The sequence below is a fragment of the Janthinobacterium sp. JF4 genome (genome assembly GCF_059617925.1).
The window spans coordinates 1-13,428 of record NZ_JCAQAV010000044.1 but is presented as its reverse complement, the minus strand read 5'-3'; the positions used below and the strand labels follow the sequence as shown (position 1 = coordinate 13,428).

Sequence of the window (13,428 nt, the reverse complement as noted above, 5' to 3'; positions counted from 1 at the left end):
CCCGCCGGTTTACCCTACTATTGAAGAACGAGTCCAGCATGCACGATTACAAACGTCCCCCCACCCTGCACCGCTACGGCCAGCGCAGCGAACTCGAGCTGGCGCTGAGCCTGGGCCAGTTCCGCCTGGCGCCAGCGGGCAATTGTCTGACCCTGAGCTTTTCGCAAGTGTGGGACAAGCAACTATTCGACCTGTTCGCCCCGGCCGATGCCTGTCTGATCATCCACAATACGGAAGAATTCGGCGAGCGCCTGCACCGTGCCGTGCAGCGCACCTTGCCCAGCTGGGCCGGCATCGATGGCCTGGTCGAATACGGCCAGCGCGCCGCCCTGGGCGCCGCCTTCACCAAGACGCGCGCCGAGGCGCCCGAGCAGGAATGGCTGTTCGCCTGGCGCTCGATGCAGCCGCAGGCGAGCCTGAATCCCGTCACGGTGAAGCTGGGCAGCCTGGAGAACTTCGCGGAAATCCGCGACCGCGATACCTATTTGGCCTGATTTTTTAACACCGGATGAAACCGTAGCGAGCGGATGGGAGTTGTAGCTGAGCTGCGGAGCTGTGCTTTAGCACAGTGAGCAGCGGAGGCTGCAAATCGCGACGCGCAGTAGGTTTTGTCCGGTGTCGTTATCCGGATTTATCGGCGTACTGGCTGTCGATGCGGGCTAATACGGCCGCCATCATGCGCTCGATATCGCCGCGTATCATGGTCGTGCCCAGCATGCCGGGCACATAGAAGCCGGGCATCAGCCGGCTGGAAAAGACGATGCGCGTGCCGCCCGTCTCGGGAATCGGATACAGATTCCAGCGCGATTCGTAATGCCGCATGTCGCCAGAGATCAGGGCGATGTCGATGGTGGTAAATGGCGTTTCCGTGGCCCGCACCACCAGGTGGATGGGGTGGTTCATGAACAGGAAGCGCGCCATGCCCTGCTGCTCGATGATGACTTCATTGCCGTTGCGCGACAGCACGCGGCAGGAACTGAGGTCGGGCACGAATTCGCTCATGCGCTCGTAGGTGGTCAGGGTCTTCCACACGGAGGCCGGCGGCGCCTGCACGCTGCCGCTGGCATCGACTTCATACATGCGCTGCCCGTCGACCTCGATGCGCTTGACCTCGACCTTCAGCTTGTCCAGGCGTATCGCCTGTGCCAGCGCGGTCGCGGGGACGGCGCACAGCATCAGCAGGCAAAGGAAGAGTCGCGTCATGCCACCTAGCCTACGGGAAACTTGCCCCCGGCACAAGCTGTACCCATCGCCGGCCGGCGCGCCGGGCGATTTAGAACTCCCGGTCTAGAGAAAGTCGCTGCGGCGATCGGCAATGCTTGCTACCGTACGGCCTGCAACCACCTTACCGGACCGATCACCATGACTGCCTATCCCCATTTGCTGGCCCCGCTCGACCTGGGTTTCACCTCTTTGCGCAACCGCGTCATCATGGGGTCCATGCACACGGGCCTGGAAGACCGCTTTTATCATTATGGCAAGCTTGCCGCGTTTTACCGCGAGCGGGCGCGCGGCGGCGTGGGGCTGATCGTCACGGGCGGCATCTCGCCGAACCGCCAGGGCTGGCTGCTACCGTTCGGCGGCACCCTCAATTTCCTCGGCGACGTACCGAACCACCGCAAGGTGACGCGCGCCGTGCACGAGGAGGGCGGCAAGATCGTCATGCAGATCCTGCATGCGGGCCGCTATGGCTACCAGCCGTTTGTCGTCTCGGCGTCGGCGAAGAAATCGCCGATCTCTCCCTTCCGCCCCCGCCCCTTGAGCGAACGGGGCATAGCCCGCACCATCTGCGACTACGTGCGCTGCGCGCGCCTGGCGCAAAAGGCGGGCTACGACGGCATCGAAGTGATGGGCAGCGAAGGCTATTTATTGAACCAGTTCCTGTGCGCGCGCACGAATCTGCGCCAAGACCGCTGGGGCGGCACGATCGAGAACCGCATGCGCCTGCCCGTGGAGATCGTGCGCCGTATCCGCGCCGCCGTCGGCCCCAACTTCATCATCATGTACCGCCACTCGCTGCTCGACCTGGTCGAGGGCGGCAATACCTGGGATGACGTGGTGACGGTGGCCAAGGCCCTGGAGCAGGCGGGCGTGACGATTCTGAATACGGGCTTCGGCTGGCATGAGGCGCGCGTCCCCACCATCGTCACGTCCGTGCCGCGCGCCGCCTTCGCTTCCGTGGCGGGCCGTCTGCGCCGCGAAGTGACGATACCCGTGGTCGCCTCGAACCGCATCAACATGCCGCATGAAGCCAACGCCATCCTCGAGCGGGGCGACTGCGACCTGGTGTCGATGGCGCGCCCTTTCCTGGCCGACCCCGACTTTGTCGCCAAGGCCGCATCAGGCCGCGCCGACGAGATCAACACCTGCATCGGCTGCAACCAGGCGTGCCTGGACCATACGTTCGCCAACAAGCGCGCCAGCTGCCTCGTCAATCCGCGCGCCTGCCATGAAACGGAACTCGTGTACGCGAAAAAGGCCGTAGCGCGCCGTGTGGCCGTCGTCGGCGCCGGGCCGGCCGGCCTGTCCGCCGCCTGCGTGGCCGCCGAATGCGGTCACCAGGTGACCCTGTTCGACAGCAGCGACAGCGTCGGCGGCCAGTTCAAGGTGGCGATGCAAATTCCCGGCAAGGAAGAATTTACGGAAACCATACGCTACTTTGCGCGCCGGCTGGCGCTGTTGAATGTCGACGTGCGCCTGGGCCAGCGCGTCACGCGCGAGCAATTGCTCGCTGGCGGCTACGACGACGTCATCGTCGCCACCGGCATCAAGGTGCGCCTGCCGGCCATTGCCGGCATCGAGCACCCGAAAGTGCTGTCGTACCTGGATGTGCTGCAGAGCAAGAAGCCCGTGGGGGCGCGCGTGGCCATCATCGGCGCGGGCGGCATCGGCTTCGACGTGGGCGAGTATCTGTTGCACGACCCGGCGCACCCGCTGCCGCAGCCGGTATCGGCGTGGGCGGGCGAGTGGGGCGTGGACTTGAATGCGGCGACCGGGGGCGGCCTGGTGCCGCCCACAGCGCCGCATCCCGTGCGGCAAATCTTCCTGTTGCAGCGCAAGACCTCGAAAGTGGGCGCGGGACTGGGCAAGACCTCGGGCTGGGTACACCGGGCGGCGCTGGCGAGAAATGGCGTGGCCATGCTGGCCGGCGTGGCCTACGACAAGATCGACGGGCAAGGCTTGCACATCACGGTGGGCGGCGAGCAGCGCCTGCTGGCGGTGGACAACGTGGTCATCTGCGCGGGCCAGGACAGCTTGACGGAACTCATGCCACCCGTCGGCAAGGATGGCAAGCCAGTGCAGGCGGGCGGCCCCCGTTTCCATAAAATCGGCGGCGCCGCGCTGGCGGCGGAACTCGATGCCAAGCGGGCGATACGGGAAGGGGCGGAGCTGGCGGCGAGTTTATAACCCGGAAAAAACTGGGGTCGGGCCCGCAGGGACCGACCCCGGCATTTGCATGGGCTAGAGGTTTGGCATCAAAGAACCTTAATGGCCATGCCCTTTCTTCGCCGTCTCAAAACTCTGCAACACGTGCTCGGCCATGCCATTCGCCAGCTCGTGCTCGCCAATGAAGACCTTGCCCGCGTTTTCCGCGCGCAGCAATTCCGCCTCTTCCTCGCTGTGCGTGCGCACCACCGTCAGGATGCTCGGGTTCAGCGCGCGCGCCGTCTCGATCATGGCACGCACGTGGAAGGTGTCGGGCGTGGCGATGACGAGCATGGTGGCGTGCGTGATGTGCGCCTGGATCAGCACGGCCGGTTCGCCCGCATTGCCGGCCACGGCCGGGATGCCCTGCTTGCGCAACTGGTCGACGATTTCGCGGTTTTCCTCGGCCACGACGAAGTGGATGCCCCGTTCCAGCAGGGCGGCGGCGATGCGCCGGCCCACGCGGCCGTAGCCGACCAGGACGATCTGGCCCGACAGTTTTTCCTGCGGCACCGTCATCGGCAGTTCGGCCAGCGGATCGGTGGTGCGTTCGAACTTGCGCGCGAAATCGCTGTTGCCGATCACGCGCAGCAAGGGCTTGGCCATGCTGAACACGAGCGGGTTGAGGGCGATCGACAGGATGGCGCCGGCCAGGATCAGGCTTTGGCCTTCCTGCGGCATCAGGCCCAGGGAGAGGCCCAGCGCGGCCAGGATAAACGAGAATTCGCCGATCTGCGCCAGGCTGGCCGAGACGATGATCGCCGTTTTCGGCGGATAGCGCAGCGCCATCACCAGCAAAAAGGCGGCGATCGACTTGCCGAAGATAATGATGGCGCACACGGCCAGCACTTGCAGGGGCTTGTCGATGAGGATGTTCGGCTCGAACAGCATGCCGACGGAAACGAAGAACAGCACGGCAAACGCGTCGCGCAAGGGCAAGGACTCTTCCGCGGCGCGGTGGCTGAGTTCAGATTCGCGCAGCACCATGCCGGCGAAGAAGGCGCCCAGCGCGAACGACACGCCGAACAGCTGGGTCGACGCGTAGGCGATGCCGACGGCGGCGGCGATCACGCACAATGTAAACAGTTCGCGCGAACCGGTGCGCGCCACTTGCCACAAGATCCAGGGGAACAGCTTGCGGCCGACGACCAGCATGAAGACGATGAAACCGGCCACTTGGCCCAGGGTCACGGCCAGGGTTTGCCACAGGCTGACGGCCTCGGCATCCGGCGCGACCTTGCCGCCCAGCACACCGGCGAACGCCGGTAGCAGCACCAGCACCAGCACGGTGACGAGGTCTTCCACCACCAGCCAGCCGACGGCGATGCGCCCATTCAGGGAATCGAGGATGCCCCGCTCTTCCAGCGCGCGCAGCAGCACCACGGTACTGGCGACGGACAGGGCCAGGCCAAAGATCAGTCCGCCACCGAGGGTCCAGCCCCACCAGTGGGCCAGGCCCATGCCCATCGCCGTGGCGACACCGATCTGCAGGATGGCGCCAGGCAGCGCAATCTTGCGTACGTCCCACAAATCTTCGATGGAAAAGTGCAGGCCGACACCGAACATCATCAACATCACCCCGATCTCCGCCAATTGCCCGGCTATTTCCGCATCCGCCACAAAACCGGGCGTGGCCGGTCCGATGATGATGCCGGCGGCCAGATAGCCGACCAGGGCCGGCAGTTTCAGGCGCGCGGCGATGAAGCCGAAGATGAGGCCGAACCCGAGGGCGGCGGCGATGGTGGTGATCAGGCTGATGTCATGGGGCATGCGTGGTGGGTTCCTTATGCGGACGTGCGGATGGGAAAGATGTTGCTCAGCGACCAAGTATAAACGCATCAAAGCCCCTGCCGGAATGTTCCTGCGGCTTTATTGCAAAAAACCTGTGCACTATCTTCGTCCAGGTGGCCACGAACGCATGCCTATCGACCTCGAACATCGCCTAATTCAGGGGTCAGGCGATGTTACACCCATGCGCTCAGAGCTTGCGCACGATCACGCAGCCGATGGAATAACCTGCACCGAACGAACAGATGACGCCGGTGCTGCCCGCCGCCATGTCATCCTGATATTTATGGAAGGCGATGATGGAACCGGCCGACGAGGTATTGGCGTAGGTGTCGAGGATCACGGGCGCTTCATTGGCCTCGGCGTCGCGGCCCAGGATCAGGCGCGCGATCAGCAAGTTCATGTTCAGGTTGGCCTGGTGCAGCCAGTAGCGGGAGACTTGCGCCACTTCCACGCCGGCCTTGGCCAGGGTCGTTTTGATCATCTCGGCGGCCATCGGGCACACTTCCTTGAACACCTTGCGGCCTTGCTGGCGGAACAGCTTGTCGGCCTTGCCCACGCCGGATTCGTCAAAACGGTTGAGGAAGCCGAAATTGTTGCGGATGGCGTTAGAGAAGCGCGTTTTCAGTTCCGTGCCGATGATCTCGAACTGGTGCGCAGAGACGGCCGTGTCCTTCGCTTCGACGATGATGGCCGTGCAGGCGTCGCCGAAAATGAAATGGCTGTCGCGGTCGCGCCAGTTCAGGTGGCCGCTGGTGATTTCCGGATTCACGACCAGCACGGCGCGCGCCTGGCCGCTTTGCACGGCGGCCACGGCTTGCTGGATGCCGAAGGTGGCGGACGAACACGCCACGTTCATGTCAAAACCGTAACCGTCGATGCCCAGCGCATCCTGCACTTCCACGGCCATGGCCGGGTAGGCGCGCTGCATATTGCTGCAGGCCACCAGCACCATGTCGATATCGTCCGGCGTGCGGCCGGCGCGGGCCAGCGCGTCGCGCGCGGCGGCGACGGCCATTTCCGCCTGCAGCGACAGTTCGTCATCGCCCCGTTCCGGGATGCGCGAGACCATGCGCGCCGGATCGAGGATGCCTTCCTTTTCCATCACGAAGCGCGACTGGATGCCGGACGCCTTTTCGATGAAGGCCACGCTCGACAGGTCCAGCGCCGTCACTGTGCCCGCGGCGATCGCGTCGGCGTTGTCGGCATTGAACTTTTCCGCATAGGCATTGAAGCAGGTGACCAGTTCTTCGTTGGAGATCGAAAATGGCGGCGTGTACAGTCCGGTACCGCTGATGACGACTTGTTTCATGGTTAAACTTTCAAATTTGGCAATCGGCGCGATGCCGATAAGTGAAGCAAATTTTACACAAACGGGCTCGACCGTAGAGAGTTTCGTGTTGCGGGGGAGGAAGAAGTGTAGCGGAAGATTGATTTTTGTCGCCTGGACGGGGTAACGGGGGTCAGACCCGGCGGGTCTGACCCCAAATTGCCTACTTTTTCTGTTCTTTCTTGACGTCGGCCTGCACTACCACCGGTTCGGCCTTGGCCAGTTGCACCGGTAAACCTTTCAGGTGGTTCAGCGCCTGGTGCAACTGAAAATCGTCCTTGCTGCCAAATTCCAGCGGCTTGCGGGTCTTTTCCAGGGCGATGATGCGCAGCTGCTCTTCCATCTCGTCATTGACGGGCGCGGCCTTGGTACCGTTGTTGGCACTGCCTTGGTCGCGGTCGTTGCTCAGGTGCTTGGTCAGGTCCGCTTCGCGGATGCGTAAGCCGTTGAGGCCGTCGCCATCCGCATTTTCATCGACCAGCAGGTCGGGCACGATGCCCTTGGCCTGGATCGAGCGGCCATTCGGCGTGTAGTAGCGGGCCGTCGTCAGCTTGACGGCCGTGTCGGCTGTCAGCTGGCGGATGGTTTGCACGGAACCCTTGCCGAAGGTTTGCGTGCCGATGATGGTGGCGCGCTTGTAATCCTGCAGGGCGCCGGCGACGATTTCCGAGGCCGAGGCCGAGCCCGTGTTGACCAGCACCACCAGCGGCACTTTTTTGATAGCTGCCGGCAATTTTGCCAGGGCATCGCCTTCCGAGCGGAACGCATAGTATTCGGCGCGGCCGTAGAACACCTGTTTCGAGTCCGGCAACTGGCCATTCGTCGAGACGATGGCCGCGTCCTTCGGCAGGAAGGCGGCCGAGACGCCGATGGCGCCCTGCAGCACGCCGCCCGGATCGTTGCGCAGATCCAGCACCATGCCTTTGAGGTTCGGGTCTTGCTGGTACAGCGCCGTGATTTGCGCGGCCATGTCGTCGACGGTCGGTTCCTGGAATTGTGACACGCGCAGCCAGGCGTAGCCCGGCTCGACCATCTTCGCCTTCACGCTTTTTTGATGGATTTCCTCGCGCGTGATGGTGAACGCCAGCGGCTGCGGTTCATCCTTGCGGGCAATGGTCAACGACACCTTGGTGCCCGGTTCGCCGCGCATGCGCTTGACGTTGTCGTCCAGGCTGACGCCTTTCACGGGCTGGCCATCGAGGCGGGTGATCAGATCGCCGGCCTTGATGCCGGCGCGGTAGGCGGGCGAGTCCTCGATGGGCGAGACGATCTTGATGTAGCCGTCTTCGCTCAGGCCAATTTCAATGCCCAGGCCGACGAACTTGCCTTCCGAGCCTTCGCGCAGCTCGGCGTAGGCTTTCTTGTCCAGGTAGGCGGAATGGGGGTCGAGCGAGGCGACCATGCCGGAAATGGCGTCTTCCAGCAGTTTCTTGTCTTCCACCGGCTCGACGTAATCGGACTTGATCAGGCCAAACACATCGGCCAGCTGGCGCAACTCTTCCAGCGGCAGGGGCGGTTCGACGGTTTTTTGCGCCATGGCGGAAAATTGCAGCGACACGGCGACGCCGGCCACCACGCCCAGGCCGATCAAGCCGGTATTTTTGAGTTTGCCCATCATTGCACCTTTGCAGCTAGCGTGTCTTGCACAAGCGCCAGTCCCCGTGGAGCGGCGCTTTCCTGAAAGTATAGACCTGAATCTCTGCCGGCGTGGGCCGGCCGGGGAAAAAGCGTGCCTGGAGCCAGTCTACGCGCGAAAACGGGGCTGTCAGCTTGCCCAATGTTGCGGTTTTGTATGCGATGTATAGTTCATCTTGAGGGGAGTAAGCATTTGTAAGAGTCGAAAAAAAGCGTGTGCGGCGGCCCTATAGTGGACTCGCATTCTCGACCCGAAGTGGTTTTGCCTGCGTCTTCGGACGCAGGCTTTTTTTTATCCGTGGGCTCAGGCTCATTTAGACTGGAGCTTCTTCCTTACCAGCAGATAAAAAATGTTAACTGATTTGCAGGCACGTGTCTCGCTCAAAGAACTGATTGAAAAGTATCTGAGGGGGCGGGATCCTGATGTCGACCTGCTGATTGACATCGTTCAGGATTCGTCACGGCAAGTGCCGATTCGAGGTGTGCTCGAAGCTATCGGGCAGTTCAACCACACGCAGTTCACGCAACAGGAGCTGGCGCTGATCGACGACCTGCTCTATCTGTATGGATAAACGCTCCATGCGCTGTTCCAGCCCGCGCCATGCTCACCGGACCCCTTGAGCCTGGCCGAACTGAGCGGCGATTCACGGGCAGTCCGGGGGCAAGGATGGCCAAAGGGCATGCTCGCGTGCTACATTCCTGCAGCGCCAGGCGCGGCAGGCTATCCGCCCGAAGCTATCCGCCCGGTCTTTTTGACATGCCCCATAAGGACAATCCGTGAATCGCTATCTCTTGAGCAGTCTGACCCTGACCCTGTTGGCTGCGTTTGCCCATGCCGCCGAGCCCGTATCCCCCGTGGCCGCCCCGACCGTGGCGCCCAGTGTCGCACCTTCCGCGCCTGCCTCTGGTGGCGTCGTTTCCGGCATCGACGTGCAGTACATCGATCCCGCCGTGCGCGTGCAGGACGATTTCTTCACCCATTTGAACGGCAAGTGGCTGGCCACTGCCGAGATCCCAGCCGACAAGTCGAGCTGGGGTTCGTTCGCCAAGCTGCGCGATGACACGACGCCACAGTTGCGCGGCATCATCGAAGCCACGCAACAGGATAAAAACAAGAAGGCCGGTTCCGAAGCGCAGAAAATCAGCGATTTGTACGCCAGCTACATGGATGAAGCCCGCCTCGATGCGCTGGGCACGAAGCCGCTGGCCGGCGAACTGAACCGCATCCGCTCGCTGCGCGACAAGAAGGGCGTGCCGGCCCTGATCGCCCACCTGAGCCAGACGGGCGTGTCGACCCCGTACGCCGTCTACGTGGGCCTGGATGCCCGTGCCTCGACGAAATATGCGGCGTATGTGAGCCAGAGTGGCCTGGGTATGCCCGACCGCGACTACTACCTGGAAGCCAAGCAGGCCGGCGTCAAAGAAAAATACCAGGCGCACGTGGAAAAGATGCTGGCCATGGCAGGCGACAAGAATGCCGCCGCCCGCGCCAAGGCTGTCGTGGCGCTGGAAACGGCCCTGGCCGAAGCGCAATGGACCAAGGTCGAGAACCGCGACCCCGTCAAACGCTACAACAAGACCGACCTCAACAAGCTGAATGACCTGACCCCCGGTTACGACCTGAAATCCGGCCTGGCCGCCCTGGGCATCGCCAACAAGGTCGATTACGTCATCGTCAACCAGCCGAGCTACCTGGCCGGCTACAACAAGGTGCTGGCCGCCACCGACCTGGACACCCTGAAAGCGTATTTCGAATGGCAGTTGCTGCGCAGCTATGCCAGCTACCTGTCGAAGAACTTCGTCGACGAGAGCTTCGCCTTCTACGGCACGGTGCTCAGCGGCGTGACGCAAAACCAGCCGCGCTGGAAGCGTGGCGTGGGCGCCGTCGAAAGCGTACTGGGCGAAGCCGTCGGTAAGCTGTACGTGGCGCAGTATTTCCCGGCGGAGCGCAAGGCGCACATGCAGGAACTGGTGAAGAACGTGCTGGCCGCCTACAAGGACAGCATCGACACCCTGGACTGGATGAGCCCGGAAACCAAGAAGGAAGCGCAAGCCAAGCTGGCCAAGTTCACGCCGAAGATCGCGTATCCGAACAAATGGCGCGATTACACGAAGCTGCAAATCGTCCAGGGCGACCTGGTGGGCAACATGATGCGCGCCGCCAATTTCGCTTCGGCCCGCCAGGTGGCCAAGCTGGGCAAGCCGATCGACCGCGAAGAGTGGGGCATGACGCCGCAAACGGTGAACGCCTATTACAGCTCGACGATGAATGAAATCGTCTTCCCCGCCTCCATCCTGCAGCCGCCGTTCTTTGACGCCAACGCGGACGACGCCGTCAACTATGGCGCCATCGGCGCCGTCATCGGCCATGAAATCAGCCACGGCTTCGATGACAAGGGCAGCCAGTCCGATGGCGACGGCAACCTGCGCGACTGGTGGACCCCGGCCGACCGCAAGAACTTCGCGGCCAAGGCCGACGCGCTGACCAAGCAATACGATGGCTACAGCCCCTTGCCTGGCTACCACGTCAACGGCGCACTGACCCTGGGCGAAAACATCGCCGACAACTCGGGCGTGGCGATCGCGTACAAGGCGTACAAGATTTCGCTGGGCGGCAAGCCGGCGCCTGTGCTGGACGGCCTGACGGGCGACCAGCGCTTCTACATGGGCTTTGGCCAGGTGTGGCGCAGCAAGATGCGCGAAGCGCAGCAGATCGTGCAGATCAAGACCGATCCCCATTCGCCGGGCCAGTACCGCGCGAATGGCACCATGGTCAACCAGCCTGGCTTCTATGAAGCGTTTGGCGTGAAACCGGGTGACAAGATGTATGTGGCGCCGGAAAACCGTGTGATCATCTGGTAAGCCCTGTCTGGATGAAAACGTAATCCTGTAGCAACAGAAAAGACCACCTTGCGTGGTCTTTTTTGCATTCTGGCCAAAGTTGTTTCTGTCGTTTCAGCCGGTATGCTACAGTCAAAAACCGGGCCAGAAGCCTTGGGCCTTCTGACCCTTATATTCCACACAATATAATATAGAGGACAACCGTGAATCGTTATTTGTTAAGTGCATTGACCCTGAGTTTGCTGGCCGGCGTGTCCGGCATGGCTGGCGCCGCTGGCGTCGCCGATCCTGCCAAGAAGGCCGCTGCCGCGCCTGCCACCGCCACGGCTGTCGCGGCCGCCGTGCTGACGTCCGGCATCGCCGTCGAATACGTCGACCCTGCCGTGCGCGCGCAGGACGACCTGTTCCAGCACCTGAATGGCAAATGGCTGGCGGAAACGGTGATTCCTGCCGACAAGTCGAGCTGGGGCAGCTTTGCCAAGCTGGCCGACGATACGCAAACCCAGCTGCGCGGCATCGTCGAAGGCGCAGCCGCCGACAAGGCCCGCGCGGCCGGTTCGAATGCGCAGAAGATCGGTGATTTCTACAATAGCTTCATGGACGAAGCCAAGCTGGAAAGCCTGGGCCTGACCCCCTTGAACGCGGAGCTGGCGAAGATCGCCGCCTTGCAGGACAAGGCGGAACTGCCTGCCGTGATTGCCCACTTCAGCAAGCTGGGCGTGACCTCGCCGTACGACTTCGGCATCCACCAGGACGCCAAGGATTCCACCAAATACGTGGCCGACATCGTGCAAAGCGGCCTGGGCCTGCCTGACCGCGATTACTACCTGGAAGCAGGCAAGGCCGACACGCGCGCCAAATACCTGGCCCACGTGGAAAAAATGCTCAGCCTGGCCGGCGACGCGAATGCTGCTGCCAACGCCAAGGCTATCGTTGCGCTGGAAACGGAACTGGCCAAGGCGCAATGGAGCAATGTGCAGAACCGCGACCCCGTCAAGACCTACAACAAGGTGGAACTGGCGAAACTGGCCAGCGTGGCGCCAGGCTACGACTGGGCCCGCTACCTGAAGGACACGGGCATCGCCGGCAAGGTCAATTACGTGATCGTCAGCCAGCCTAGCTACCTGAAAGGCTTTGCCGAGATCGCCAACAAGACGCCGCTGGACACGTGGAAAGCGTACTTCCAGTGGCACTTGCTGCACGCCAACGCCGGCTACCTGCCGAAAGCATATGTCGATGAAAACTTCTCTTTCTATGGCACCACCCTGACGGGCGTGACGGAAATGCGTCCGCGCTGGAAACGCGGCGTGGGCGCCGTCGAAGGCGCGCTGGGCGAAGCCGTGGGCCAGCTGTACGTGGAGCAATATTTTCCGGCCGAGCGCAAGGTGCGCATGGAAGCGCTGGTGAAAAATCTGATGACGGCCTACCGGCAAAGCATCGACAAGCTCGACTGGATGAGCCCCGTCACCAAGAAACAGGCGCAGATCAAGCTGGCCAAGTTCACCACCAAGATCGGCTATCCGAACAAATGGCGCGATTACTCGGGTCTGACGGTGGCGCCTGACGATTTGATCGGCAACATCCAGCGTTCGCACCTGCTCAACTACAACCGCGAATTGAACAAGCTGGGCCAGCCCATCGACCGCGACGAGTGGGGCATGACGCCGCAGACCGTGAACGCCTATTACAACCCGGAACTGAATGAAATCGTCTTCCCGGCCGCCATCCTGCAAGCGCCGTTCTTCGACGCCAACGCGGACGACGCCGTCAACTACGGCGCCATTGGCGGCGTGATCGGCCATGAAATCAGCCACGGCTTCGACGACCAGGGCGCCCAGTACGACGGCGACGGCAACCTGCGCGACTGGTGGACCAAGGCCGACCATAAAAACTTCGCCAAGAAAACCAAGCAGCTGGTGGCGCAGTACAACAGCTTCAGCCCCGTCAAGGGCCACTTCGTCAATGGCGAACTGACCCTGGGCGAGAACATCGCCGACAATTCCGGCGTGGCGATCGCGTATAAGGCGTACAAATTGTCGCTCAATGGCAAGAAAGCACCCGTCATCGACGGCTTCACGGGCGAGCAGCGTTTCTATGCGGGCTTTGCCCAGGTATGGCGCATGAAGATGCGCGAAGCGCAGCAACTGGTCTTGCTGAAAACGGACCCGCACTCGCCAGGCCAGTTCCGCGCCAACGGCACCATGCGCAACCAGCCCGGCTTCTATCAGGCGTTTGACGTGAAACCGGGCGACAAGATGTATCTGCCACCGAAAGACCGCGTCATCATGTGGTAAGACGCTTGTCCCAGGCATCAGTTGCCAGCCGCCCCGCGCAAGCCGGGCGGCATTTTTTTAGGCTATGTCACCGTCAGATGTGGGAACGCTCCCAGCGTTGCTTTCAATAACGTT

At 62.3% G+C, this 13,428-nt stretch carries 9 protein-coding genes; 5 read left to right on the top strand and 4 right to left on the bottom strand.

The genetic code is table 11. The features are described 5' to 3' along the window. Positions 1-38: 38 nt before the first annotated feature. Positions 39-494 (top strand): hypothetical protein, encoded by a 456-nt coding sequence (locus AC54AF_RS23220; protein WP_034752899.1) that lies wholly within the window; start codon positions 39-41, stop codon positions 492-494. A gap of 127 nt (positions 495-621) precedes the next feature. On the opposite strand, the gene AC54AF_RS23215 is transcribed toward AC54AF_RS23220, so the two are convergent. Beyond that, positions 622-1,203 (bottom strand): SRPBCC family protein, encoded by a 582-nt coding sequence (locus AC54AF_RS23215; protein WP_496638440.1) that lies wholly within the window; start codon positions 1,201-1,203, stop codon positions 622-624. Between the two features lie 159 nt (positions 1,204-1,362). Here AC54AF_RS23215 and AC54AF_RS23210 point away from each other — a divergent pair, with 159 nt between their 5' ends. After that, positions 1,363-3,408, top strand: a complete 2,046-nt coding sequence (locus AC54AF_RS23210; RefSeq protein ID WP_496638439.1) for an oxidoreductase — start codon at positions 1,363-1,365, stop codon at positions 3,406-3,408. Between the two features lie 78 nt (positions 3,409-3,486). On the opposite strand, the gene AC54AF_RS23205 is transcribed toward AC54AF_RS23210, so the two are convergent. From AC54AF_RS23205 to AC54AF_RS23195, 3 genes are all read right to left on the bottom strand, one after another. Next, complete coding sequence (locus tag AC54AF_RS23205) at positions 3,487-5,196, bottom strand: cation:proton antiporter domain-containing protein (RefSeq protein WP_496638438.1); 1,710 nt, start codon at positions 5,194-5,196, stop codon at positions 3,487-3,489. 208 nt (positions 5,197-5,404) lie between these two features. Beyond that, complete coding sequence (locus tag AC54AF_RS23200; protein WP_496638437.1) at positions 5,405-6,526, bottom strand: beta-ketoacyl-ACP synthase III; 1,122 nt, start codon at positions 6,524-6,526, stop codon at positions 5,405-5,407. Positions 6,527-6,707: 181 nt separating this feature from the next. Then, on the bottom strand, positions 6,708-8,162 hold the full coding sequence (locus AC54AF_RS23195; protein WP_496638436.1) for a S41 family peptidase: 1,455 nt from the start codon (positions 8,160-8,162) through the stop codon (positions 6,708-6,710). Between the two features lie 367 nt (positions 8,163-8,529). Between AC54AF_RS23195 and AC54AF_RS23190 the strand changes: the two genes are divergently transcribed. From AC54AF_RS23190 to AC54AF_RS23180, 3 genes are all read left to right on the top strand, one after another. Further along, complete coding sequence (locus AC54AF_RS23190; protein WP_496638435.1) at positions 8,530-8,751, top strand: hypothetical protein; 222 nt, start codon at positions 8,530-8,532, stop codon at positions 8,749-8,751. Positions 8,752-8,956: 205 nt separating this feature from the next. After that, positions 8,957-11,041: a M13 family metallopeptidase gene (locus AC54AF_RS23185; RefSeq protein ID WP_496638434.1), complete on the top strand. Its 2,085-nt coding sequence runs from the start codon at positions 8,957-8,959 to the stop codon at positions 11,039-11,041. A gap of 182 nt (positions 11,042-11,223) precedes the next feature. Next, complete coding sequence (locus tag AC54AF_RS23180) at positions 11,224-13,314, top strand: M13 family metallopeptidase (RefSeq protein WP_496638433.1); 2,091 nt, start codon at positions 11,224-11,226, stop codon at positions 13,312-13,314. Positions 13,315-13,428: the final 114 nt, after the last annotated feature.